18 protein-coding genes and 1 pseudogene are annotated in these 25,827 nt (G+C 55.4%); 6 read left to right on the top strand and 13 right to left on the bottom strand.

The genetic code is table 11. The features are described from left to right. Positions 1-91 precede the first annotated feature (91 nt). From BN3795_RS10555 to BN3795_RS10545, 3 genes are all read right to left on the bottom strand, one after another. Positions 92-301: a hypothetical protein gene (locus BN3795_RS10555; RefSeq protein ID WP_026263546.1), complete on the bottom strand. Its 210-nt coding sequence runs from the start codon at positions 299-301 to the stop codon at positions 92-94. A gap of 32 nt (positions 302-333) precedes the next feature. Then, positions 334-837 (bottom strand): PRC-barrel domain-containing protein, encoded by a 504-nt coding sequence (locus tag BN3795_RS10550; RefSeq protein ID WP_068784648.1) that lies wholly within the window; start codon positions 835-837, stop codon positions 334-336. A 97-nt stretch (positions 838-934) separates the two neighbouring features. Further along, positions 935-2,086, bottom strand: a complete 1,152-nt coding sequence (locus BN3795_RS10545; RefSeq protein WP_068784647.1) for a cysteine desulfurase family protein — start codon at positions 2,084-2,086, stop codon at positions 935-937. Positions 2,087-2,365: 279 nt separating this feature from the next. Between BN3795_RS10545 and BN3795_RS10540 the strand changes: the two genes are divergently transcribed. Continuing rightward, positions 2,366-4,648 carry a helix-turn-helix domain-containing protein gene (locus tag BN3795_RS10540; protein WP_332835598.1) on the top strand — a complete coding sequence of 761 codons (2,283 nt, stop codon included), beginning with the start codon at positions 2,366-2,368 and terminating at the stop codon, positions 4,646-4,648. 71 nt (positions 4,649-4,719) lie between these two features. Here BN3795_RS10540 and BN3795_RS10535 read toward each other — a convergent pair whose 3' ends face one another. The 5 genes from BN3795_RS10535 to BN3795_RS10515 all read right to left on the bottom strand — a co-directional run bounded on the left by BN3795_RS10535 (position 4,720) and on the right by BN3795_RS10515 (position 11,846). Beyond that, positions 4,720-5,736 carry a glycoside hydrolase family 130 protein gene (locus BN3795_RS10535; protein ID WP_068784646.1) on the bottom strand — a complete coding sequence of 339 codons (1,017 nt, stop codon included), beginning with the start codon at positions 5,734-5,736 and terminating at the stop codon, positions 4,720-4,722. Positions 5,737-5,804: 68 nt separating this feature from the next. Continuing rightward, positions 5,805-8,117, bottom strand: coding sequence for a glycoside hydrolase family 3 N-terminal domain-containing protein (locus BN3795_RS10530; RefSeq protein ID WP_068784645.1), 2,313 nt, complete (start codon positions 8,115-8,117; stop codon positions 5,805-5,807). 118 nt (positions 8,118-8,235) lie between these two features. After that, on the bottom strand, positions 8,236-9,840 hold the full coding sequence (locus BN3795_RS10525; RefSeq protein ID WP_068784644.1) for a type 2 periplasmic-binding domain-containing protein: 1,605 nt from the start codon (positions 9,838-9,840) through the stop codon (positions 8,236-8,238). Between the two features lie 115 nt (positions 9,841-9,955). After that, positions 9,956-10,867 carry a carbohydrate ABC transporter permease gene (locus tag BN3795_RS10520; RefSeq protein ID WP_068784643.1) on the bottom strand — a complete coding sequence of 304 codons (912 nt, stop codon included), beginning with the start codon at positions 10,865-10,867 and terminating at the stop codon, positions 9,956-9,958. A 19-nt stretch (positions 10,868-10,886) separates the two neighbouring features. Continuing rightward, positions 10,887-11,846, bottom strand: coding sequence for an ABC transporter permease (locus BN3795_RS10515; RefSeq protein ID WP_068784642.1), 960 nt, complete (start codon positions 11,844-11,846; stop codon positions 10,887-10,889). A 323-nt stretch (positions 11,847-12,169) separates the two neighbouring features. Between BN3795_RS10515 and BN3795_RS10510 the strand changes: the two genes are divergently transcribed. Together BN3795_RS10510 and BN3795_RS10505 are read left to right on the top strand one after the other, a co-directional pair. Continuing rightward, positions 12,170-14,953, top strand: a complete 2,784-nt coding sequence (locus BN3795_RS10510; protein ID WP_068784641.1) for an alpha-mannosidase — start codon at positions 12,170-12,172, stop codon at positions 14,951-14,953. Continuing rightward, complete coding sequence (locus BN3795_RS10505) at positions 14,950-16,230, top strand: glycoside hydrolase family 125 protein (protein ID WP_068784640.1); 1,281 nt, start codon at positions 14,950-14,952, stop codon at positions 16,228-16,230. The genes BN3795_RS10510 and BN3795_RS10505 overlap by 4 nt, the downstream gene beginning before the upstream one ends. A 32-nt stretch (positions 16,231-16,262) precedes the next feature. Here the strand turns inward: BN3795_RS10505 and BN3795_RS10500 are convergent, their stop codons facing one another. From BN3795_RS10500 to cymR, 3 genes are all read right to left on the bottom strand, one after another. Further along, positions 16,263-17,486: an MFS transporter gene (locus BN3795_RS10500; protein WP_068784639.1), complete on the bottom strand. Its 1,224-nt coding sequence runs from the start codon at positions 17,484-17,486 to the stop codon at positions 16,263-16,265. Positions 17,487-17,562: 76 nt separating this feature from the next. Next, a complete protein-coding gene (locus BN3795_RS10495) occupies positions 17,563-18,156 on the bottom strand; it encodes a TetR/AcrR family transcriptional regulator (protein ID WP_068784638.1) in 594 nt (197 codons plus the stop codon). A 132-nt stretch (positions 18,157-18,288) separates the two neighbouring features. Then, a complete protein-coding gene (gene cymR / locus BN3795_RS10490; protein WP_068784637.1) occupies positions 18,289-18,708 on the bottom strand; it encodes a cysteine metabolism transcriptional regulator CymR in 420 nt (139 codons plus the stop codon). A gap of 240 nt (positions 18,709-18,948) precedes the next feature. Here cymR and mnmA point away from each other — a divergent pair, with 240 nt between their 5' ends. Further along, positions 18,949-20,082: a tRNA 2-thiouridine(34) synthase MnmA gene (gene mnmA / locus BN3795_RS10485; protein WP_068784636.1), complete on the top strand. Its 1,134-nt coding sequence runs from the start codon at positions 18,949-18,951 to the stop codon at positions 20,080-20,082. A gap of 95 nt (positions 20,083-20,177) precedes the next feature. Here the strand turns inward: mnmA and BN3795_RS10480 are convergent, their stop codons facing one another. Continuing rightward, complete coding sequence (locus tag BN3795_RS10480; protein WP_068784635.1) at positions 20,178-21,491, bottom strand: replication-associated recombination protein A; 1,314 nt, start codon at positions 21,489-21,491, stop codon at positions 20,178-20,180. Between the two features lie 463 nt (positions 21,492-21,954). On the opposite strand from BN3795_RS10480, the gene BN3795_RS10475 reads away from it, so the two are divergent. Both BN3795_RS10475 and BN3795_RS10470 read left to right on the top strand, forming a co-directional pair. Next, positions 21,955-22,251 carry a CD3324 family protein gene (locus tag BN3795_RS10475; protein ID WP_068785343.1) on the top strand — a complete coding sequence of 99 codons (297 nt, stop codon included), beginning with the start codon at positions 21,955-21,957 and terminating at the stop codon, positions 22,249-22,251. Between the two features lie 175 nt (positions 22,252-22,426). Beyond that, positions 22,427-22,804 (top strand): annotated as a pseudogene (locus BN3795_RS10470) (HNH endonuclease); the annotation flags it as partial. A 721-nt stretch (positions 22,805-23,525) separates the two neighbouring features. Here BN3795_RS10470 and BN3795_RS10465 read toward each other — a convergent pair. Then, positions 23,526-25,691: a HelD family protein gene (locus tag BN3795_RS10465; RefSeq protein ID WP_068784634.1), complete on the bottom strand. Its 2,166-nt coding sequence runs from the start codon at positions 25,689-25,691 to the stop codon at positions 23,526-23,528. Positions 25,692-25,827 lie beyond the last annotated feature (136 nt).

Raw genomic sequence — 25,827 nt, 5'->3', positions numbered from 1 at the left:
AGAGCGATTCCTCCTATGCAAAAAAAAGCTGTCCCCTTCGCGAAAAAAGAGGACAGCTTCTGCATTTCCACAGCGTAGCCGGAATATAATGTTACGAGGAAGCGTGCATTTGCGGGAAATCCTGCACCATTTCCTCGCCGAAGAACAGATCGTCCAGCGAGCTGAGCGTTCCATCTTCCTCAACCTGATACACGGACATTTTGTCGCCGTTCACCGTCAGTTCGATAAAGCAACCCCAGCAGTAGAACTGGTGGGAGCCGATTTTCCCGATATCCTTGGAATTGCAATTTGGACATTTCATCATAGAACCATCACCTATCCATCCACAAAAATTCACGGCTTTTCAAGCAGCTGTTCGCTGCCCAGGGGCACCATGATCGCATTTTCCCCTCGGGTCATTTCCGGCATAAAAGGCAGCAGCTTGCGCCCCTCCATCAGATCGGTGAAAAACCCGTCGCTAATTTCAATTCCAGTAATTGTGTTTCCCAATTCATGTTCAAAATAAACATCCGTCACATGGCCCAGACGAATCCCGTCTTCGGTCAGGACAGGCAATTCCTTCAATTTACCGTTCCCCGTCAAAAAGGTGTTCTGTATGTTCTCGGCTCCCCACTTGCGGACAGCCTGTTGATTGCGAATCATCACGGCATCTTCGCCGTAAGCCACGATGTCGTCCCATCGTACAGCCTTAACGCCGGAAGCCCAAAACAACCGGTTCTCCAGCTGAATGCCAAAGATCGACCAATCGTGGTTCAGGATGATGTCAACGACTTTCCCGACCTGCTTGCCATGGTCCACATCATAGACGGTCAGGCCAATCATTTCTTGCATTCTCATGTTGGAAAGGACACTCCCTGCTTGGGCATTTCATACTGTGCCGAAAAACCTGAACCTCCCCTCCGCAAAAGCTGATTTGACCCCTAAAAGGTGCCCATTATTTTCTTCTACGAAGACGTTCTAAGATGGTTCCAATTTTTTCGGCAATATCGTAAATTTCTTCCCTAGTATTACCCATTCCGACACTAAATCGAATCGCGGACCGCAAAAAACTTGCCGGCAGATGCATCGCTTCCAGCACATGGGACGGCTCCAATGACCCCGAGGTGCAGGCCGAGCCGCTGGAGGCGGCAATGCCTTCCATATCCAGATTCATCAACATCGTCTCCGAATCCACCTCCGGGAAGCTGAGGTTGACGATATGCGGCAACCGGTCGGTCGGATGACCGTTGAGATGGAAAGCTTCGGCAGAGATCCGCCGTTCTAAAGCCGACAACAGCTCCTGAATCAGCAGGCGATCCTGCGCGGTGCGCTCCTCTCGCTCTGCCGCAGCCAATTCGACCGCTTTGGCAAAACCGGCGATCCCGGCCATATTCTCCGTGCCGGCTCGGCGTTTTCTCTCCTGGACCCCCCCGTGCTGGATCGGCTCCAGCAGAAGATCCTTCCGAACATATAAAGCCCCGACGCCTTGCGGCCCGTTAATTTTGTGCGAGGAGAAGCTCATCAGATCGACCGGAAGCTCGCGGCAGGAAATCGGCAACGAACCCAAGGCCTGTACGGCATCCACATGAAAAACGATCCCCCGCTCCCTGGCGATGGCGCCGATGTCCGCAATCGGCTGAATCGTGCCGACCTCATTATTGCCGTACATCACGCTGATCAGGATCGTATCGGGGCGGATCGCCTCCCGCACTTGATCCGGATGCACCTGACCGTAACGATCCACCGGCAAATAGGTCACCTCGAACCCGTCCTTCTCCAGGCGCTCGCAAGAATGCAGAACCGCATGGTGCTCGATGGCGGTCGTGATGAGATGGCGGCCTTCCGTTTTACGGGCGGTTGCCGTGCCGAACAACGCCAGGTTATCACTTTCCGTTCCTCCGCTGGTAAACACCAGCTCATCCGGACGGCAGCCGATTCGGGCGGCAATCGTATCGCGCGCTCCATTCACCAGACGCTTAGCCTCGCGGCCGTAGAAATGAACGCTGGAGGCGTTGCCCACTTGCTCCCGCATCACCTTCAGCATCGTCTCCGCAACCTCCGGATGGATCGGCGTGGAAGCGGCGTGGTCTATGTAAATATGCTTCATATTTTAGCCACCTTAACTTAAGGGAATACGCGCCGATGAGGGCCGGGCATATTCCTGACAAATTTTAAGCGAACTTAATTCTATATTATTTTATCCGAAAAAACTACTCATGCGTGAAATACGACATTTTTCGAATCTTTCTTCCGCTGCCCGACATTTTATAGCATAATAGATATAACGTTATAATGATTAAATTCAATCCATTGGGGGATGGTTTCCGTGCGAAACGTAAAAAGCCGTTCAAAGATGATTTCCGCCATTCCGTCAAGGTGGGAGCATTTGAAATCGAAACTTCTGCTCAAATACACATTATCCTACATTTTAATGTTTCTGGTTCCGTTGACGCTGGTCACGGTTTCCGTTTATGAAAGCGCCGTCAGGAATTTGCGAATGGAGATTGAACAAGCCAACGTAAACCAATTAACGCAGGTCAAAACAACGATCGATGAGCGGATGGCCGAGCTGCTGGAAATCGCCAGCAAAATATCGTACGACGAGCACCTCACCCCCTATATGGTACGCCATCCGCTATACAGCGCCGATGCGATCCGTACCTTGGCCAACTACAAGGCGAACAGCAGCATTCTCGAAGATCTTTTTTTGTATTTTCACGATGACACGATCATTTACTCCCCTACGGGTCTAACTTACGTCGACGTGGTGTTCGAACGCATGTACCGGTTTGAAAATTGGACAAGCGCGCAGCTGATCCGGGATTTGAACGAATTGAAGCTGCCGGTGATGCGGCCCGCAGAGAAGGTCAACGTGTATTCGCGCAGCGATCCCATGCTGACTTTCCTGGTGCCGATCAAGCCGAACGACCCCTATCCGCACGGGATCGTCGTCTATTTAATGAAAGAGTCCAAATTGACGGGGGTCATGGACTCCATACTGAACGATTTTTCGGGAAGCAGCTATATTTTCGATCAGAAAGGCAACGCGTTAACGATCAACAATCACGGCGCAAGCCTGCCGACTGACGATTTAATGGCTTTGCCATCGCTGGAACCGGGCATCCACAGCCTTTATTTAAACCAAGAACAATACTCCGTCGTCGTCGTCAAATCCCAGACCAACGGATGGACCTATGTCACGACCATGCCCAGCTACCAGTTTTTCAGCCGCGTTGCCCATATTAAGGAACTCGTGTTTCTGATTTTCGGCATTGCCGTCATCACCGGGATCCTGGCGGCCATGCAGCTGGCCAAACGCCAGTATCACCCGATCAAGGATTTGATGGAGTTCGCCAAATTGAAGATCAGTCCGTCGGACAGTCCGAAAACCCGGGACGAATGGGATTGGCTCAAGCAAACGATCCACGATTACAGCGCCAGAATCGATATGCAGCAGCCCTATGTCCGCAATCAATACCTGCTTCTGCTGCTGAAATACGGCAAACCCAACGACCCGGAAATCGAACGGATGATCAGCGGGTCGGGTCTGATGCTTCCTCAAGGCCAGGGATACTATTTTTCCGTGATTTTGGCTTGGGACGAAATGGTCGATGGAGAGAAAACCTGGGAGGAACAGCAGCATTTGCAGGAAATGCTCAGCGAATTTGAAATTACCGAGCTGGGCACTTATGTTTGCGGGCTGGAATTTTCGCCGGAGGAGCAGTTTGCCTTGATCGTATCGCTGTCTGCAAACAGTCGGGAAGAGGCGCAGCAGCGCATCGTGGAGATTATCGAAGCGATCAAGGTGCTCGTGATCGACAACTCCCGGATCGTTCCTTATTTCGGAGTCGGGACCTTATACGAGGATCCGGGGGATTTGAACCAGTCTTTCATCGAGGCGTCCGCCGCTTTGGAGTACCGCATGATCGGCAGCAACGGACGAGTGACCTATTTCGAACAGATTGCGGAATTAAACGTCCCTTCGGCCGAAACGTTCTGGATTCCGCGCAAGTCGATCTTGAAGCTTGAGCACGGGTTAAAACAAGGCAATGAGCTGGTTGCCAGACAGATGATCGCATCGATCATCGAAGAGCTCAAGCGGGATTCCCTGTCCGTATCCCTGCTCCGCTGCCTTTGTTTCGACCTGTTGAATTCGCTGCTCCGCACCGCCTCCGAACTCGGGATGAGCGACGTGTTCCTCAACCTGTCGAACCTGGCTTCGTTTGAATCCTTAGAGGAGCTGGAGGCCAAGCTGGACGCCCTCGCTTCCCGGATTTGCCTTCAAGTCGAGCGTAACGCAGAGACCGGGGGAAACTCCCTGATGGACGACATTGTAGCTTACGTCAATCAGCAATTCGCCGATTATACGCTCAGCCTGGAGCATGTGGCCCTCCGGTATTCGATTTCCACTTCTTATCTGAGTCGATGTTTCAAGGAGAAGACCGGGTATAATTTCTCGCAATATATTTGGCATTGCCGCAAGGAGGAAGTCATCCGGCTGCTCGTGAACACCAATGCCCCGTTGAAGGAGATCATCGAGCAGGTCGGTTACCTCGATGCGCCGAACTTTATCCGCAAGTTCAAGAAGGAGACCGGGTACACCCCGGGACAATATCGGAAGCTGCATGCCGTTAATCCGGACGTCTCGTTGGCTTACGAAGATTCATGAACAGCCGAAAAAACCAGCAAGAAGCGTCCCCGCCGGGGACGCTTCTTAGCTCAGGTTAAACAGTTCTTCCACTATTCCGCTTGCTCCAGAATATAATCGACGAGTTCCTCCAGCGGCACCGTCGCCAGCGCGATTGCCGTATCGGTTACCCCGTAATAGATATAAAGCAGCCCGTCTTTGACCACGTTCCCCGTCGGGAAAATGACGTTTGGAATCTGGTAACCGAATTTCTCGTAGTACGTTTCCGGCTCCATGATGAAATTTTTCGTGCGGGCGATGACCTTCTCCGGGTTGTCCAGATCCAGCAGCATGGCCCCAACGCGATAGACCACCTCGTCGTCCACGCCGTGATACAACACGAGCCATCCGCGATCCGTCCGCACCGGCGGCGTCGATCCGCCGATTTTGCGCGACTCCCACGTCATGTTTTCCGCTTTCGCCAGCAGCTTCGGTTCCTCCCAGTGGACAAGATCGTCCGAATAGGTGATCCACATCGCCGCTTTTTCCGTACCGTACGCTTCGCCTATGAACTCCTCCGGCCGGCGCAACAACACGAATTTGCCGTTAATCTTCTCCGGAAACAGGATGTTGTCGCGGTCATTGATGTCCAGCGGCGTCGTGTCGGCCACGAACTCCCAATCGATCAGGTTCTTGGAGGCAAGGATCGACGAACGCGTCAGCCAGTGGCCTTCCTGCTCGCCCCACCCGTCCGGGTACTCGGGGATCGAACGTTCCGGAACCCCCCGGCCCGTTGGATAATAGCTCATCGCACAAGGGCGCAGCGCGTAGTTCAGATAGAACGTATCGTCGATTTTTACGATCCGCGGGTCCTGCACGCTGCCGTATGGGAAACCGAGCTGGTCCGGCGTGACGATCGGCTCGTCCTTCACATGGGTGAAATGCACGCCGTCTTCGCTTTCCAGCAGGCCCAGGAAATTTTTGCACGGCGTCAGGGAGCCTGCCGTCCGTTCAATCATATAAAATTTGCCGTTATCGATAATGACCGCCGGATTGAATACCGTTACTTTTCTCCACTCATATCCTCCCGGTACCACAATCGGGTTCTCCGGATGCCTCGTAATCTTCATCTATTGGTCCTCCCCTTTCTCATCTTGGCTTAACTTAATTGAGCGCCGCATCAATCGCTCGATCCGCTTCAGGAAGGATCAACCCCCGTCCGAACCGTCAAATCGGCCGTCAGCCCTTCCGCGGAGTTCGGTCCGACCCTCACCTGAAACTCCCCGTCTTCCACGATGCGCGCAAGTCCCATGCCGACAAACTCCAGTTGCTCCCGCCCGACGTCAAAAACGACGGTTTGCGTTTCTCCGGGAGCCAAGGCGATTTTCCGAAAACTTTTCAGCATCTTTTCCGGCCGGGTAACCGACGAAGCCAGATCGGAGATGTACAGCTGGACGACTTCTTTGCCGGCCGCCTCCCCCGTATTCGTCACGTCCACGCAAACCCGGGCGTGCCCGTCCGGGCCGATGACCTCGGGTTCGACGCGAAGATGATCGTATTTGAACGTCGTGTAGCTAAGTCCATAACCAAACGGGTATGCGGCGTCAAAATCCGTCTCCAGATACCGCTTGCCTCTCGTTCTCCGGTGATAGTAATAAACCGGCAGTTGACCAACCTGCTTCGGCACGCTGACCGTCAGACGGCCGGACGGGTTCACGTCGCCGAACAGCACGTCGGCGATGGCGTGGCCCCCTTCCTGTCCGGGATACCAGGCCTCCAGGATGGCATCGGCATGCTCTGCGATCCACGGCTCGACGATCGGCCGCCCGTTGATATAGACCACAATCAACGGTTTATCGAGCTTGCGGAGCTCTTGAAGGAGCGGCAATTGAGCGCCCAGCAGGCCCAGCGTGGCCCGGTCGATCCCTTCCCCGCACTCCATCTCGCTCCAGGCATGATCCGTCACGACGGACGCGCCGGTTAGCAAATCGATCGTGCCTTCGCCGAAATCCCTGGCGCTGGAACCTCCCACCGCGACGACGATAGCATCCGCCTCGGCGGCGCAAGCCAATGCCGGCTGAAATCCTTCGCGAGCGTTGTCGCGGATGCGGCAGCCCGGAGCATACAGCACGCGGTCTTCTTCGTCGCCGAGCGCGCGCCGGATGCCTTCCAGCACGGTGACGATCCGGTCCTTCGGCTGGGGAGAGGTGTAATCGCCAAGCTGATTGTAAGCCGCGTTCGCGTTAGGCCCAATCACCGCAAGCTTGCGAATATCCTTGCGCAGCGGCAGGATGCCGCGCTCGTTCTTGAGCAGCACGATGCCTTCCCCGGCGATTTCCCGGGCCAGCTCCCGGTGTTTCGCGCAGCCGATGATCTCGCCTGAGCGCGCCGGGTCACCGTAAGGGCGTTCGAACAAACCCAGCTCGAACTTCAGCTTCAAGACCCGCCGCACCGCTTCGTCGAGTTCCTCTTCGCTCAGCACCCCCGCGTCCAGAGCCGTGCGCAGGTGCTCCCGGAACATTTCGCCGGACATCTCCATGTCGATGCCGGCCCGGATGGCTTGCGCGACGGCGTCTTCCCCGGTTTCGGCCGTATTGTGGCCGTTCATCAGCATGCCAAGCGCCCCGCAATCGGTGATGACGAAGCCGTCGAACCCCCACTCGTCCCGCAGCACGTCCTGCAGCAAATACCGGCTGGTCGTGCACGGCACGCCGTCGATTTCGTTATAGGCGGTCATCACGGAGCGCGCGCCGGCAGCCACCGCCTTGCGGAACGGCAGCAGGTCCACCTCGTGCAGTTCCCTCAGCCCCATATGGACCGCCTGCGCGTTTCGCCCGCCTTCACTGCTGCCGTAAGCGGCGAAATGCTTGGGCGTAGCCAGCAGGCTGTCCGGCGCGTCCAGCCGTTCGCCCTGCAGCCCTGCGATTGCGGCTGCGCCGAATTCGGCCACCAGGTACGGGTCCTCCCCGTAGCATTCCTCCGTCCGGCCCCAACGCGGGTCGCGGACGACATCAAGCACGGGAGAATAGGTGGCCGCCGCCCCCTGGCTGCGCGTTTCCGCCGCCACCGCTTGGCACATCTCGCGGTACAGGGCGGGGTTCCACGTGCTGCCGATCGAAATCGGCGTCGGGAAGACGGTCGAGCCGATCGACATATGGCCGTGCGAGCATTCTTCCCCGAACAAAATCGGGATGCCGAGCCGGCTGTGCTCTATAGCGTAGCGCTGCACTTGATTCAGCGCTTCCGCGCCTTCTTCCGGCGACAGACCGGTCTCAAGCGTCACCCCTGTCCAAGGATCGGCGCGAAGCAACCCGTAGAGCGAACCCATTCCGCCCCGGGCGATCTGTTCCTTGAAGGAATCGGTGATTTCAATCGTGCCGTCCGCGTTTTTCTCGAAGCATTTCCAGCCGAAGGGCTGCACCAGCTGGCCGATTTTTTCGTCGACCGTCATGCGTTCGAGGAGATCGCCCGCTCTCTTTTCGGCAGGCAATAATTTATTTCTGTAGTCCATATCTCGCACCTTTCTCCGCTAAAGTCAGGTCGGCCGAGTCGGATACTGCCCCTAAGGGAAACCAGCTCCCAGAGATCAGATGCATCTCGGAGAGCCGGCCGGCCGTGCTTATTCCGTTTTAATTGGATTTCCAGCTGTCGTAAGCTTCTTGATAAATTTGCTGCATGCGGTCGCCGCCCATCTTTTTGACGGTTTCCACATATTTATCCCAACCCGCAAGCGGCTCGGCGCCGGTCACAAATTTCGCCTCCATCTGCCGAACGTAGGTGGTGAGGTCGGAGCTGAGCGTCGTCACTTCCGCCTGCTGTTCAGGAGTCAGGAACAAGGTCGGGAACGGAATTCTCGCGCCTTGATCCAGCAGCTTGATTTTCGATTCGTTATCCACCCAAACTTCGAAATCGGTTTTCAAGCCTTTGTAAATGTCGTCAAAAGAAATCGTCGGCGCCGGAATCCCGTAGTTCGGCGTCAGCGTTGCGCGATATTCCTCGCGGTCGCCGCCGCCCGGCACCGGCAGATATTGCTTGACCCGGTTATCCTTGTCCGTATACTCCCAAAGCACGCCCTCCGGACCTTTGTTGAACATCAAGGCCCCTTCGTAAGAATACAGATAGTCGACCCAGCGCAGGGAAGCTTCCGGAGCCGGGTTGGTATTCGTGATGGCAAAAGCTCCCGTCGTGATTCCTTTGTTTTTGGCGATCGCCGGCTTGTCCACCAGATCGCTCTTCACCGGGGCAAACATCGGATCGTCAGTGCTAGGCTCGCCCCCGAGGGTCATATAGGCATGCCATTCGGAGAACAAACCGACTTGGCCGTTCTGGGCTTTCGCTTTTTTCTGTTCGGCCGTTTGCGAGAACGATTCATGATCGAGGAGATCTTCCGCCCATAACCGGTTCAGATAAGCGAGATATTCCTTATAGCCCTCTTCCATCGGCGTATAATGAACCACGTCCTGATCGTCTACGTAAATCTCTTCTTCATAGATGCCAAATGCGCCAAGCAGCCAGGTGCGGATATCGCGCAGGTTGTTTGTGGAAGACAGCGGGATTTCGTCGGCTTTCCCGTTGCCGTTGGGATCTTCCTCTTTAACGCGCTTCAGGTATTCATACAATTCTTCCGTCGTTTCCGGAAGTTTGCCGATATTCAGTTGCTTGAGAAAATCGCCGTTATACCAAATCGGATTCCGGTACCAGGGCTGATTGAACTCGATAACCGGCAGCGAGTAAATATGGCCGTCCGGGGCAGTGATCGATTTACGGACGTCCGGATAGTCCTCCAGCACCTTCTTGAAGTTTGGCGCGTATTCATCGATCAGATCTTCCAGCGGTATCAAGATGCCTTGTTCGCCGTAATTCATTTGCTCGGCCGGAGTCAGTCCCGCCGCATAAAAGACGTCCGGGTATTCGCCGCTGGCGAATACGAGGTTCTTCTTCGTATCGAAGCTGTCCTTCGGCGCGTTGTTATACACGAAATGAATGTTCGTCAGTTTCTCCATCTCCTGCAAAACGGCCATGTCCTTCCAGTTTTGCAGACCTACGTCGGGTGCCATCATCGTTAACGTAATCGGCTCCGGCACGATCGGAAACCCGTCTTTGCTCACTTCAGAAGCTGCATTTCCACTAGCTCCCTCCTCTTTCGCGTTGCCGGAACCGCCGCAGCCGGACAGCAACGTGATGACCATCGCCGCAAGCAGCAGCAAAACCCCGCTCTTTCTAATCTTCTGCATTCAGAATCCTCCCTTTTGACCCATGATTGAATTATATAATAATCGGAACCGGAGTCCCGTTATTATCCGTGCGTCCGCGGATGTTCCGCGTATGTTTCACCCCCGCTCGCCGGCCTTAACCTTTGACCGAACCGATCATTACCCCCTGCACAAAATAACGTTGCAAGAAGGGATACACGGCGATCACCGGGAGCGTGGAGACGATGATCACGGCGTATTTGACCAGCGCGGCGATTTCCGCCTTATTGGCCATCGCTTGAGCGATATCGCCGCTGATCGCTGCCCCGGTCGTCTCTGCAGACATTTCCTGAAGCACCAGGATTTGGCGCAAGACCATTTGCAGCGGGTATTTCGCGTCATCGTTCAAATAAATCAGGGCCGGAAAGTAGCTGTTCCAGTGGCCAACCCCGTAAAACAACGCCATAACGGCGACGATCGGGGCGGACAAAGGAAGCACGATCCGCAGGAATAGTCGGATATTCGTGCATCCGTCCACGTGAGCGGCTTCCTGCAACTCCTTCGGAATAGTCGATTGAAAAAACGTCCGGGCTACGATGATGTTCCAAACCGAAGCCGATACCGGCAAAATCAACGCACCGACCGTGTTAATCAGACCGAGATTCTTGACCATCAAATAGGTCGGCACGAGGCCGCCGCTGAAAAACATCGTGACCAGGAACATCCCCATGAAAAAGTGGCGTCCTACGAAATCGGAACGGCTCAGCGCATAGGCTGCCGGCAAAGTCACTGCCAGATTCAGCAGCGTGCCGATCAGGGTGTAAAAAATCGTGTTGCGGTAACCCAGCCAAATTTTGGGGTTGTCGAATACGAGCTTGTAGCCGTCAAACGTTAACCCTTTGGGAAACAGCCACATTTCTCCCGAGCTGACGTATTTGGGACTGCTGACGGAAGCGCTGACGATATAAATCAACGGGTACAGCACCACGACCAGCGCGATAAGCAGATAGACATAATTCAAAACCAGAAACAGCCTGTCCGATTTGGATTCTTTGATTGTCGTGACCATTCGTTCGTTTTCCTCCCTTCTACCATAGACTGGTCTCGCTGGTCCGTTTGGCGATTTTGTTCACGGTGATCAGCAGGATCGCGTTCACGATGGAATTGAACACGCCGACGGCGGTAGAGAAGCTGTACTGTGCGCTGACCAGACCGGAGCGGTACACGAACGTGGAGATGACGTCCGAAGATTCCATATTGAGCGGATTTTGCAGAAGCAGCACTTTTTCGTACCCGACGCCCAAAATATTCCCCATGTTCAAAATAAGCAGGATCGTGATCGTCGGAACGATCGTCGGCAGGTTGATATGCAGCACGCGCTTAAATCGGCTCGCGCCGTCGACGATCGCCGCTTCATGGAGCTGCGGGTCCACGCCTGCCAAAGCCGCGAGATAAATGATGGTGCCCCAGCCCGTGCTCTGCCACACGCCGGACAACACATAGATGGTCTTGAACCAGCGAGGGTCGGTCAGAAATGCGGGAGCCTCCGCACCGAACGCTTCTATGATGCGCACGATCATCCCCGATGAGGGGGACAGGAACGTGATGATCATCCCCGCCATGACGACCATAGAGATGAAATGAGGCGCATAGGTGACGGTCTGTACGGTTTTCTTGAACGCCCCGTTCCGGATCTCATTAAAGGCGAGCGCCAGGAGGATCGGGAGCGGGAAACCGATCGCCAGTTCGTAGAAGCTCAAGCTGAGCGTGTTCCACAGCAGATCCCAAAAGTAATAAGAATTGAAGAATCGCTCGAAATGTTCGAACCCTACCCACGGACTGCCTGTGATGCCCTTGACCGGCGTAAAGTTCTTGAACGCGATTTGAATTCCGTACATCGGACCGTAGTGAAAAATAAGGAAGTATAAGAAGGCAGGAACCATGAACAGATACAGTTCCCAGTTTTTCAGCATTCTGCGGCCGAGAGAACTTTCGCCCGATGCTGACCTTGCGGCGACGGATGTTTTCCGGCCGTTTTTGTTCTTCATATCGTTATCTCTCCTTTCTCTTGATCCAGTCCGTTCACATCCGGGCCTTGCTAACGCTTACAACCCAAATTGTAGGGAATCACAGCTTACACCGTAAATATGTCGAATGTGGATTGTCATCTTTAAAAAAGCGCCAGACCGCGGTGCTGCGGCATTTTCCCGATTTTACACCCGGTTGACATTTGTCGATGACTCCCCTCGAAATATGTCGATCATGCAGTCTTGAAAGCGCCTGCAAATCATACATATTGTGATTTCCGGACAGATGTGTGAACCTGCTTACGAGTGTGCCTTGGGATTTGGATTGATGAGGAGGGAACGAGATGACACGCAAAACCGCACACCTGATCTCCCATTCGCATTGGGATCGGGAATGGTACATGCCGTACGAATATCATCACAGTCTATTGACCGAATTGATGAATCGCCTGCTGAACACTTTGGAGGAAGACGAGCGTTACCGCCATTTTCATCTGGACGGGCAAACGATCGTGCTGGAAGACTACTTGCAGGTGCATCCCGAAAAAAGGGAACTGCTGAAGAAGCACATCCGCGATGGGCGGATCGCTATCGGCCCCTGGTACGTGCTGCAGGACGAATTTCTCACCAGCTCGGAAGCCAACGTCCGCAACCTGCTGATCGGCCACCAGGATGCCGCGGAGTTCGGGGCCGTATGCAAATTGGGGTACTTCCCGGACTCCTTCGGCAATATCGGGCAAGCCCCCCAGCTTCTGAAGCAGGCCGGCATCGAAACGGCCGTGTTCGGCCGCGGGGTCAAACCGACCGGCTTCAATAATCAGGTGGACGAATTCGCCGGATCGGGGTACGAATCGCCGTTCTCGGAAATGCATTGGGCTTCGCCTGACGGATCGACCGTGCTGGGACTGCTGTTCGCCAACTGGTACAGCAACGGCAACGAAGTGCCGGTTGATGCGGAAGAAGCCGCCCGCTTCTGGAGCAAGAAATTGGCCGATGCCGAAAAATACGCCTCGACGCCGGAGCTCCTGTTCATGAACGGCTGCGACCATCAGCCGGTGCAGACCGATTTGCCGGACGCGCTGGAGACCGCACGCGCCTTGTTTCCCGAGGTCGATTTCGTGCATTCCGATTTTGCTCAATATCTCGAAGCTTTAAAGCAGCAGCTCCCGGATCGCCTCGTTACGGTGACCGGAGAATTGCGCAGCCAACATACCGACGGCTGGGGGACGCTCGTCAACACGGCGTCGGCGCGGGTATACCTGAAACAGCTGAACCAGCGCGGGCAAACGCTGCTGGAGAGAGGAGCCGAACCGCTCGCCGCGCTCGCCGCGATTGTGGGAGCTAAGGCTTACCCGCACCGACTTCTGACGTACGCCTGGAAGACGCTGATGCAGAACCATCCGCACGACAGCATTTGCGGATGCAGCGTGGACGAGGTGCATCGGGAAATGGTCGGCCGGTTCGAGAGAAGCCGGCATACGGCGGAAGCGATCGTCCGCGAAAGCCTGGAGGCCATTGCCGGCAAGATCGGGACGGCTCAGGTGGAGGCCTGGAACGAGGAAGCCGTGCCTGTCGCCGTGTTTAACACGGCCGGCCGGGAGCGAAGCGGCATCGTCAGCGTAGAGTTGACCGTGGCGAAGCGCTACTTCAAGGAAGGGCCGAATCCGGCAGCGATCGCGGAACAATTGGACGGAATTCCGTTAGCGTTAACAGAAGGACGGCTCCTCGATGATCAAGGCCGTGCGGTTGCCGCCAAGGTCGAGGATTTAGGCACCGCTTTCGGCTACGAGCTGCCAAAAGACCGGTTCCGCCAGCCGTATATGGCGCGCAGGATCCGCTTGACCTTTGAAGCGGAAGCCGTGCCGGCCCTTGGCTTCAGAAGCTACGCCTGGCAGCCGAAGGGCGCTCCGGCCGCGCTTCGGCCGGCGGATTCGCCGCTGGTCCTGCTGGAGAACGGAATGGCCAACGAGTTCATGTCCGTGCAATTCCGGGCAGATGGCTCCTACGACCTGACCGACCGGCGAACCGGCCATACTTTCCGGGGGCTGGGGGTATTTGAAGATTGCGGGGACATCGGCAACGAATATATGTTCAAACAGCCGGACGGCGATATCGCCCTGACGACCCGGGGAGTTCCGGCGGCAATCAGGGTGGTCGAAGCCGAACCATACCGGATCACTTACGAGATCGTTCATGATTGGGCCGTTCCCGCCGGGGCGGACGAGAGGCTTGAGGAGGAACGGCGCAAAATGCTGCCGTTCCGGCAGCGGCAAGCCCAACGAAGCGAAGAAATGGTCCCGCTTCGCCTGACAACCCGGGTTAGCTTGGAGAAGTCCGGCAAAGGGCTGCTCGTAACGACCTCGTTCGATAACCGGGCCCAGGATCATCGTCTGCGCGTCCTGTTTCCGACCGGTCTTCAGGCCGACCAGCTTTACGCGGATTCCATTTTCGAAGCGGCGGAACGCAACATCGAGCCGGCTCCGGAGTGGACCAATCCGAGCAATGCCCAGCATCAGCAAGCCTTCGTCAGCGTGTCGGACGGACAATCCGGGCTCACCGTCGCCAATAAAGGATTAAACGAATACGAAGTGCTGCGGGACGGCCTGAATACGATCGCGGTCACACTGCTTCGTTCGGTGGGCGAACTGGGCGATTGGGGCGTCTTTCCGACGCCGGAGGCGCAATGCCTTGGCGAGCACACCGTAGAATACGCGGTATTTCCTCATGCCGGGGATGCCATTGAATCCGGGGGATACGAAGACGCCTACGCGTTCCAGATTCCTTGGTTCCATGTCCAGACGGAGTTTCGGTACGGCGCTTTGCCGACAACGTACGCACCGATCTCCTGGCATGGAGCCAAGCTGGCCCTGTCGGCCTGCAAGTTGTCCGAGCAGGACGATCTCGTGCTCCGCTGGTACAATCTGGACCGTCGCGACTCGACCGAGCTGGACGTTGCGCTGCATTTCCCGGCCAGGGCCGCGTATCGAAGCGACATCCTGGAACGCAGGCACACCGAACTGGATCTGCAGGATGGGAACCTGCAAATCCAGGCGGGTCAAGCCGAAATCGTAACCATCGCTATTTCCGCCACAACACTACAAACCGAACCAGGGAGGAACCGATCATGAAACTACCCGTATCCATCACACGATTTCTGGACGAAGCGGACGCTCGTCTCGCCCATCGTCCCAAGTTGAAGCAATTGTTTCGCAACTGTTTCCCCAATACGCTGGAGACAACCACCAAACTGCTGGAAGACGGCACGACCTTTGTGTTCACCGGCGACATCCCGGCCATGTGGTTGCGCGACTCCACCGAACAAGTCCGCCACTACATCCCGTTCGCCAAGGAAGACCCGGATTTACAGCGGATTATCGGCGGTCTGATCGCCCGGCAAATGTTCTACATCAACATCGATCCCTACACCAACGCGTTCAACGAAACGGCCAGCGATCAGCATTACCGGGCTACCGACGAATGCGACTTGAACCCTTGGATGTGGGAGCGGAAATACGAGCTTGATTCCTTGTGTTTTCCCGTCCAACTCGCCTATTCGTATTGGCGGGAAACCGGCATCGATTCGATCTTCGACGATGCCTGCTACCGGGCGCTGAGCACCATCGTCCAGGTGCTGAAAACGGAACAGCGGCACATGGAACAATCTCCGTACCGGTTTGTCCGCCAAACCACCCAAGAAACGGAGACGCTGCAGAACGACGGACGCGGTCTGCCGGTGAATTATACGGGAATGACCTGGTCGGGCTTCCGGCCAAGCGACGATGCTTGCTTGTTCGGCTATAACATCCCGTCCAACATGTTTGCCGTCGTCATTTTGGGGCAGATCCGCGACATCGCGCTGGAAGTTTACCGGGACTCGCGGCTGGCCGAAAGAGCGGACAAGCTGCGCCAAGAGATCGATTACGGCATCCGCGCCTACGGGATCGTCAACCACCCGGTGTACGGCAAAATCTACGCCTACGAAACCGACGGGTTTGGCAACTACTGCCTGATGGACGACGCCGGCACGCCCGGACTGCTGTCGATTCCTTATATCGGCTACGTTTCGGCGGAGGATCCGATTTACCAAAATACCCGGCGCTTTGCCCTTAGCTTCGACAATCCGTTTTATTTTGAAGGCAAGTTCGCCAAGGGCATCGGAAGTCCGCATACGCCGGGCGGATACGTTTGGCATATGGCATTGTCTATGCAGGCGCTGACGGCCAGCGATGACCGGGAAGTCCAAGCGCTGATCGACATGCTGATCGCCACGGACGCGGACACGGGTTATATGCACGAAGGGTTCCATCCCGACGATCCGGCCGATTTTTCCCGGGAATGGTTCGCCTGGTCCAACAGCCTGTTCGCCGCACTGATATGCAAAGCGATGGACAAAGGACTCGTTTAACGAAAAAAAAAAGCCTGCCGTAGAGCAGGCTTTTAATATTCCGCTTGCCGCGCCGCAGCCTCCGTCCGAGGCGAGCCTGCTCTGATGGCCAGGACGAAACAAAGGATCAGGACGGCCGCGGCGGAGATATACGGATAACGGATATCCATGTCGAACAAGACGCCGGCGACGAGCGGACCCGCGATATTGCCGAGACTGGTATAGGCCGAGTTGAGACCGGCAACGTAACCCTGCTGATCTCCGGCCATTCGGGACAATTGCGTACCGACCGCCGGCCGCAAAATATCGATGGACAAGAACACCAGGAAAGTCACCAGGAAGATCAGCCAGTAGCGGTGAACGAACAAGGTCAACAGGATGCACACGCCGGCCGTAATCAAACTGACGGAAATGACCCGCTTCTCCCCGAAGCGGTTGAGGATTGAGCCGAAGACCGTCGCCTGCACGACGGCGCCGGAGATCGAGCCGAACGTGATGATCATGGCGATATCCTTCGGCGTGAAGCCAAATTTGTGGTCGACGAACAAGCCGAAGACCGTCTCATAATTCGCCAAGCCAAACGACAGGACAAAGACGGTAATCAAACTGATGAAATAGGGCTCCCGGTACGAGCGGGCTAACTGAATGATCAGGCTCTCCCGCTTCGGCTTCGGCCCGGCTGCCGCTTCCGTCTCCGGCCGTCGGCTGGCAAGCTTCAGCGATTCCGGCAGCAAAATGGTTGTTGCCACAGCGGCGATGAGTCCGGCTACGGCCGCGGCATAAAAAGGCACGCGGATCCCGAATTCGGCGATAAACCCGCCGATCCCCGGACCGATAATAAAACCGGTAGTAATAGAGGCGTTGATCAGCCCCATGCCCTTGGCTCTTTCCTCGCCCGATGTGACGTCAGCCGCATAAGCCATGACGGCCGGCATGATGAGCGCAGCGCCGACGCCTCCCAGCATTCTCGCGGCAAACAACGGAACCGGAGAACTTACCGCCCCAAAGAGCCACTCCGACACGGCGAAGACGATCATGCCGGCGACGATGATTTTCTTCCGGCCCAGCGAATCCGATAAACGGCCGGCCAGCGGCGAGAACAGCAACTGCGTCAGCGAGAATGCGGCGACCAGCATACCGACCATGCTGCCGCTGATGTTCAGCTCCGTCATATAGGTCGGCATGATCGGAACGACGAGCCCGATCCCCGTAAAAACGAGGAAGATATTGATCATAAGCAGCAGGATGGCCCCGTTGTTACGAAGTAATAAAGACATGATGATTTCCTCCAAATGAGTATAAAAGATCTATTTTTATATACTGAACATTCAGTCTGTATTTATAAGTAAAAACCTACTTAGGAACCATTCCGTTCAAAAATACGGTGATCGCCGCGCGGTATAACCCCCGGACGTCTTCAAGCTTAACGAGCCGCGTCATTTGACTCACCCCGACCAGCAGGCTTTCCAGCACGACGGACAGGGTTTCGGCGTCGCCCTGCGCGAATTCTCCTGCGGCGATGCCCTCCTCCAGCAACTGCTTGTTGAAGGCAAAATGATGGGCAAAGATTTCGGCGATTTTCACCCGAACGTCGTCAGCCAGATTATCATCGTTCATAAATTCATCCATCGCCTTGGACATGGGGTGGTCCAATTCGTCGAGCGCCAGTTGCTCGGCCATTCCGTACAGTTTATCCGTCGCCGTAGGGTAGGAAGCTTCCTTCTCCCGCCAGCGCTGTTCCCATTCCGCGTCCCATTCTTCGATCAGGTGCAGGAACAAGCCTTCCTTGCTCTTAAAATGATAATAGATGTTCCCTTTGCTGCTTCCGGTCGCCTTTACGATGTCTTCAATGGAAGTCGCCTTGTAGCCCTTTTTAAAAATCAGATCTTTGGCCGCGCCGACGATCCGTTTCTTCGTTTCCAGACTTTGCTGCAGCTTTTTGTTCATCGGAACCCTCCTATCTATACTGAACGTTCGTTTTGTATCATAGCAAAAAAAGAAGCAAAGATCAAACCGATAGAGAGCGAAGCCGAGGATGCCATTGCATGAAAAAAAGGGCTCCGACCGAGCCCTTTCCCTTTAGATATAAAACATGTAGTTTTCCTTAGCCCCATGCTCCTCAAAATTCACCAGATTCTCGAGTGTCGTTGAATCCAGCACTTCAGCAATGCTGTCGCGGATGCGCAGCCACAAATCGCGCTTGGCCGGATCGTCCTCCTCGGTGAAATCGACCGGAGAAATCGGCCCCTCCAACACGCGGATGATATCCCCCGCCGTAATTTCGCTTGCTTCTTTAGAGAGAATATAGCCGCCGTAAGCTCCGCGCACGCTCTTCACCAAACCGGCGTTGCGCAGCGGGGCGATCAATTGCTCCAAATAATGCTCGGACAATTGATTTTTCTCGGCGATGCTTTTGAGAGAAGTTGGCCCTTCGCCAAATTTAGCGGCCAGCTCCATCATAATCGTCAATCCGTAGCGTCCTTTTGTCGAAATCTTCAAAGAAGGCACCTCTTTCAATTTTCAAGTAAACTTTATATAATTAAGCTTTGATCCTAAAAAAGACAGTCTCGGGCCATGCTCCGCGTTCTTCCGCGACAGTCATGCCCAAATCCGGGAATTCCTCCCTATTCCTATCTTTACCCTGTGCTTATCGTAACATATCATATGGGTTTTGGAAAATAAAGCAACAAATATGGTAAAATAAACGGCGAGCGAACGCCGCTCAAAGGAGTGATATTCATGGCGAAGCCTAATAGCGAAACCCGCGTCGTCGTCGGCATGTCCGGCGGCGTCGATTCCTCGGTGACCGCGCTCCTGCTGAAGCAGCAGGGCTACGATGTCATCGGCATATTCATGAAAAACTGGGATGATACCGACGAATTCGGCTATTGCACCGCCGAAGCGGACGCCGAAGACGTTCGCCGCGTCTGCGAGCAGATCGATATCCCTTATTACACCGTGAACTTCGAGAAGCAATATTACGATAAAGTATTTGCCTATTTCCTCGAAGAATATAAGCGGGGCCGGACTCCAAATCCCGATGTGATGTGCAACCGGGAAATCAAATTTGGCGAATTTCTGAACAAAGCGCTGGACTTAGGTGCGGATTATGTCGCAACCGGGCATTATGCGCGGGTCGTGGAGGAGAAGGGGACATACAAGCTGCTGCGAGGCGTCGATAATAACAAGGATCAAACCTATTTCCTCAACGCGTTGAGTCAGGAACAACTGTCCAAAGCGATGTTCCCGATCGGCCACCTGCCGAAGCCGGAGGTGCGGCGGATCGCCGAAGAAGCCGGTCTTTATACGGCCAAGAAGAAAGACAGCACCGGCGTCTGCTTTATCGGAGAACGCAACTTCAAGGAATTCTTAAGCAACTATCTGCCGGCCAAATCCGGCGAGATGGTCGACATCGTCACCGGCGAAGTCAAGGGCCGCCACGACGGCCTGATGTACTATACGCTCGGCCAGCGGCAAGGCCTCGGCATCGGCGGTTCCGGCACCGGCGAACCGTGGTTCGTCGCCGACAAAGACCTAGAGCGCAACATCCTGTACGTCGTGCAAGGCGACAAGCACCCCAGCTTGTACTCGACCTCGCTGATCGCTTCCGGCGTCAATTGGATCGCCGGAGCTGACCAGTTGCCGGAAGGACCGTTCCACTGCACGGCCAAATTCCGCTACCGCCAGCCCGATCAAGGCGTGACGCTGACAAAGCGGCCGGACGGCACCGTGCATGTCGCGTTCGATCAGCCGCAAAAGGCGATCACCCCAGGACAAGCCGTCGTGTTCTATCAAGGCGAAGAATGCCTGGGCGGAGGCACGATCGAAGCCCCGGCGAAGCTGCGGGCAGAGGCTGCAGCGACGCAAGCCTAATGAAAGCGGGAGTCCCGCGTCAGTTCAGTATTGACGCGGGGACTCCCGCTTTTTTTGCGTATGCCCGCAGAGCTCTTGCACGGGCGGTTCGGTGGTTATTTGCCGCTTCTGCGCCGCAGCTCCTGGTTATGCTTGATTTTCGCTTCGTTCCCCTGCTCCGTGGCATGGTAGAACGTCCGCCCGGCCAGACGCTGCGGCAGATATTCCTGCTGCACGTAGTGTCCGGGGTAATCATGCGGATATTTGTAGCCTTCGTGCCCGAGCTTCACCGCACCTTTGTAGTGGGTATCGCGCAAATGCAGCGGCACCTCGGCGGATTTGACCTCCTCGATGGCCGCCATGGCATTCCCGATCGCCTCTACGACCCCGTTCGATTTCGGGCTTTCGACCGCAAACAGGATCGCCTGAACGACGTTCAACCGCGCTTCGGGCCATCCGTTGTTGCGATAGGCGTCCAAGGCGCTGACCGCCTGCACCATCGCCTGCGGGTTGGCCAGACCGATATCTTCGCTGCTGGCGGCGATCAGCCGGCGGATAAAGGTCATCGGATCCATCCCCAGCTTCTCCACAGCGTAAAGGAACCAGAACACCGCCGCATCGCTGGAACCGCGAATCGATTTATGGAACGCCGACAGCACATCATATTGCGTGGATTCATCCGCTTTGACAAGCGGCCGGCGGATCGACTCCTCCGCTACTTCCAGCGTGATGCGCACTGTGCCGTCCGATTGCGGCGGCGTCGTCATCGCTGCCAGCTCCAGGGCATTCAGCGCCCGCCGAATATCGCCGTTGGCCATCGCCGCGATGTGCAGGAGCGCTTCCTCGTCGACCTGCAGCGGCATAAAGCCAAGCCCCTTCTCCTGATCGGCCAAAGCTCGCCGCATCGCGATCAGCGAATGCTCCTTCGTCAACGACTCCAGCTGGAATAACGTGGAGCGGCTCATAAGAGCGCCGTTCACATAGTGGAACGGATTTTCCGTGGTCGCGCCGATGAAGATGATCGTGCCTTTTTCCACCGCTGGCAGCAAGGCATCCTGTCTGGAACTGTTGAAACGATGCACCTCGTCCAGGAACAAGATCGTTTTCGTGCCGTAAAAGGCTTTGTCGTTCTGCGCTTTCTCGATGACCTCGCGAACGTCCTTCACCGAGGCATCCACCGCGTTCAGCCTAACGAATTCGGCTTGGGTATGGTTGGAAATAATATGAGCCAGCGTCGTTTTGCCGCAGCCGGGAGGGCCGTACAGCAAAATGGAGGATACCTGGTCCGCTTCGATCGCCCGCCGCAGCAGCTTGCCCGGGCCGATGATATGCTCCTGTCCGATATATTCATCCAGCGAGGTCGGCCGCATCCGGTCGGCCAGCAGCCGTCCCGCCGGACTCTGCTCCTGATTGAAAGAAAATAAATCCACCTTCAAGTCACTTCCTTGATCCTTAGCATGATGAGCATGATTTATGGGAATGAACCCAAACTTATTCTAGCATAACTTGAGTAAAAAACACTTATAGTCGTTCTTTCGCTTTTCCTGCGGCCGGAAGTATGAGTTAATATAGATGTCGGGCCGACGAATCACGGGAAAGGGGGCTGATCGAAGTGATTTCAGTGAGTGAGGTGGCTGCCGCGTAAGCGGCGCCGCAATAAAACGGGGGGCTGGGAACAGCCTCCCTTATTTATGTTTGACGATACTTGTGTTAAGATAGATCCAGCAAAAACCAAATTTTGTCTTTATTTAAAGACAAAAGGTCGGCTTTTCCACACCGTAAAGGTGGGGATGAAGCGACTACCTATTCCAATTTGAAAGGGGGAAGCGAGCATGTTGACTTATATCGTAACTGCAATCGAGGACGGACCACGAAATAAGGAGGTACATGATCGTGAATTACAAAAATGGAAAGGATGTTCTTCCCCCTAGGCTGCTGCAGGAGCTCCAGACCTATATCCAAGGTGAGCTGTTGTACATTCCCAAACCGGAACAGTCGAGGGCGTTATGGGGAGAACTGAGCGGTTCCCGCATCTCCATCGCCAAGCGGAACGAAGAGATTTTCCGCCTTTATCGCACCGGGAGCACGGTTCGGGATTTAGCCGGAAGATTCCACCTCTCCGATGAAAGCATCCGCAAGATCGTAAGCAAAATGCGCAGTCTCAGACAACCCGCGGCCGTGACCGAGTAACAGGCAACGGGGGAACATCCAATGAGGAATTTTATAACAACGATAAGCCAAGACCGGCTGGTCTTGGCTATATTTATATTGGATCAGGTATAATGGTATCATATCCTACTTACAGTCTATTCCAAACCGAGGTGACCCCCTTGACTCANCCCCGCCGCCGAAGGCCGAGGGGCCCGACGTGCGGACCCTGCGCCCGAACCGGAACGGCATGATCCGCCTGCGCGGGCGCACCGACAAAGGCCGCCGCTGGCAGCAGGAGATCGACTTTGAGCTGGCTGTCACGCTCGTGCGCGAGCATATGGCCGTCGTCGTGAACCCGTTTACCATTCGGCGGTTGTATACCAATAAAGCGTTTCGCCAATATATTTTGACGCGGGACAACTACACCTGCTTCTTCTGCGGGGAATACGGCGATACCATTGACCATCTGCTGCCCAAGGCGAAGGGGGGACATACCACCCCGGTCAACTGCGTCTGCGCCTGCAACCTCTGCAATCAGAGCAAAGCCGACCGGTGGCTGGACGACTTCATGCAGGACGATGTGCTATCATAAACGATCCGTCTGGTGGACGGGTGCTCCAAATGATCATGGATCGAGCGATCTGTTCGCCCCCCATTCTTCGGACTCCGCTCATTCAGGGCCTCTCAATGTGAATCTATGCGAAAATTCGAATACAATCGAGCGTTCTTGGCGAGTTGGGCGGAATGTGTATGAAATTTCATACATATTTGCGAAGCCTGAAGGGGAATGCCCTAAATATAGGCGAAAAACCGAATACATTTCGGTTTTTTTGCCTTCGGCGGGATTTTATAGTTGAAAAATCGAATACATTTCCGCTCGTGTGACTTCCGAGTCTTGTTTCGTGCAGACCGGAACGCGGGCCAACTCCCCACCTGAGCGAAAGGGATCCTGCCGCAAAAAAAGGGCTAGGGAAGCTAATCCCCTCGCCCAACCAACCAACGTGCAAGTTTACATAGCGCCTCATCCCGTTCGCGCATCAAGTCAGCCGCACGTTCCCTTCATCTTCATCTTCATCTTCCCCTTTATCTTCGCCTCCGACGACTCCCCCTCGTCCTCCTTTTCACAATCCCGTTCGCCTTCCCATTCACAATCCCCAGTCACTCTTCACAATCCCCTTCGCCTCCCCATTCACCTGAACAAAGGGGATAATGCCGTAAAGAGGCCCAAACCCAGTAGTCACCGATCGCGACGTATTAGGACGATTTTTTTAGGACGTATATGCCCTGCTCCTTGAACGCACCGAGCCCGAGCCTTATGCCTCCAAGCTCATCCGGGCGGCATATTCCGACGCTCCATCGCCGGAGACGTAATCCGGCAGCTCTTCGCCATGCAGCAGCCACAGTTCGTGCAGCGCGCGGGTGCAGCCGACATACAGCAGCTTGGCGTCCCTCGGCCCGTAATGCTCCCGGTCGACGTCCGTCACGATCACCGCATCAAACTCCAGGCCTTTCGACAGGTACACCGGCAATACCGAGACGCCGCCAGCGTATTGCGTCAACTCCCCGTTGATCAGGTTGACTTCGAACCCTTCATCGCTTAATGCGGCGTGCAGCTCCTCCGCCTCCCGCATCGTCCGGGTCAACACCGCCGACGTGCGGAACGAGCCGCCCAGCACCTTATTCAGCGCTTTCCGAATCAGCGGCAGCCGCTGCTCGCCAGCCGCTTCCAGCAGCCGCACCGGCTCCCCGCTGCGAAATACCGGGACGGCCAGCAAATCCGCACCTACGCCCCGCTCCAGAACCTCGTTGGCGAATTGAATGATCTCCATCGTCGATCGATAACTGCGAGTGAGCGCAAAATAGGCGGTCTCATCCGGCTGGAACAGCTCCTTCATTTCTTCCCAGCTTCGCACTCCTTTGTAATAATGGATGCCCTGCGACAAATCCCCTAGAATCGTAAAAGAATGGCCCTTCACAAAGCGATCCAGCACATGCACCTGAAACGGGGTGAAATCCTGCGCCTCGTCGATGACCACATGGTCGAAGGTGAGGTTGCCGTCGATTTCATGGATCAGCGTATACAAATAGAGCAGGGCTGCGAGATCCTCTTCTTTAATAATGTCATTTTTCTTCAGACGAGCTTGCGTCTCCTTCCAGATACCCGGCGGGATCCGGTCTGAAACATCGGCCAAGCCTTCCGTCCCGCCACCTTTTCGGATGCCGAACAGCTCGCGATACAAGCTGAGTGGCGTCAGCTCCGGCCACTTTTTCGCATAGCTCTTTTCCCGCTGCTGCGCCTTTTTCTTCCGCTCCTTCAGCGCCGCAACTGATGGCGATTTCTTCAGTTCCATTTCAATCCAGCGATGAATACGCGCCAACACCCGTTCTTTGCGGCGGGCTACCGGATAATGGCGGTATTCGCCTTCGAACCAGGCCAGGATCTCCTTGCGCGGCAGGCGCGCTCCTTCCCAAGGCTCGAAATCCCCTTCGGGCACACAGCCAGACTCTAGCTGGCTCACCGCTGCGTCGATGATCTCCTTAAACGCCATCGAACCCTTGAAGCGTCCGGGCAACTCCGTATCTTGCCACGTTTCCGCTCCCTTCGCCCCGCCGTCAAACCAGCGCGATAACGCCTCAGATCCATCGGATGGAACCTCATCCAATCCCAACACCTTAGCGGCCCAATCGCTGAACGTGCTTTGCTGAATATCTCCTACCCCCAGTTCGGGCAGCACTTCCGAAATATAATCGATAAACATATGGTTGGGTGCAAAAATCACCAGCCGCTCCGCCTTAATCTGCTCCTTATATTGATACAGCAAAAAAGCCAGCCGATGCAGCGCCACGGTCGTTTTCCCGCTGCCGGCTACGCCTTGAATAATCAGCGCCGTATTTTTCGCTGCGCGGATAATTTGGTCCTGCTCGGCCTGGATGGTCGAGACGATGTCGCGCAGCCGGTTATCCTTGTTCTCCCCGAGCCGATAAACGAGGAACTCATCCGATACGGCCGGACCGTCGCTGTCACGGTTATACGTATCCACGACTCGATCGAGAATCCCCTTGCGAATCACGATATTCCGCTTCAAATACACTAAGCCTTCAATCAAACCCTCAGGCGCCACATACGAAGCGTCTCCCCCGCCGGTAAACGAGTAGAACAGGCTGGCCACCGGCGCGCGCCAATCGATGACGATAGGGTCTTTGCCATCTTGGTCGCCTACGCCAACTTTGCCAATATAAAGCGGCATTTTTCTTCTTCCCTGCTCCTCGAAATCCAGCCGGCCGAAATACGGCTCGCGGATCGACTGCTCCAACTGCTTTCGTTGGGTCTCCCGATTCTCCTCGAGAAGTTGTTCGGTAAAATCCTGCCCGGTGTACACCGGAATCGAACGAAGCCGTTGCAGTTGCTCGTCGATTTCTTCCAGGGTGCGGTCAAGCCGCGCTTTCTCTTCTTGATAGGCACTTTGAAAATCATCCATTTCAGTTACCTCCTAAGGTTTTGTGTACGCCAAGCGTCAAAGGACTCCATTATACCACTATCTTCAGTCAAAAGGCGAATTCTCACAAAAAAGAAAAGACGCGGTATCGTTCATGACAGATGCCACGAAAACCCGC

Source organism: Paenibacillus phocaeensis (assembly GCF_900021165.1).
In the GTDB taxonomy this organism is placed as follows: domain Bacteria; phylum Bacillota; class Bacilli; order Paenibacillales; family Paenibacillaceae; genus Fontibacillus; species Fontibacillus phocaensis.
This window is presented reverse-complemented; position numbering and strand designations above follow the sequence as displayed.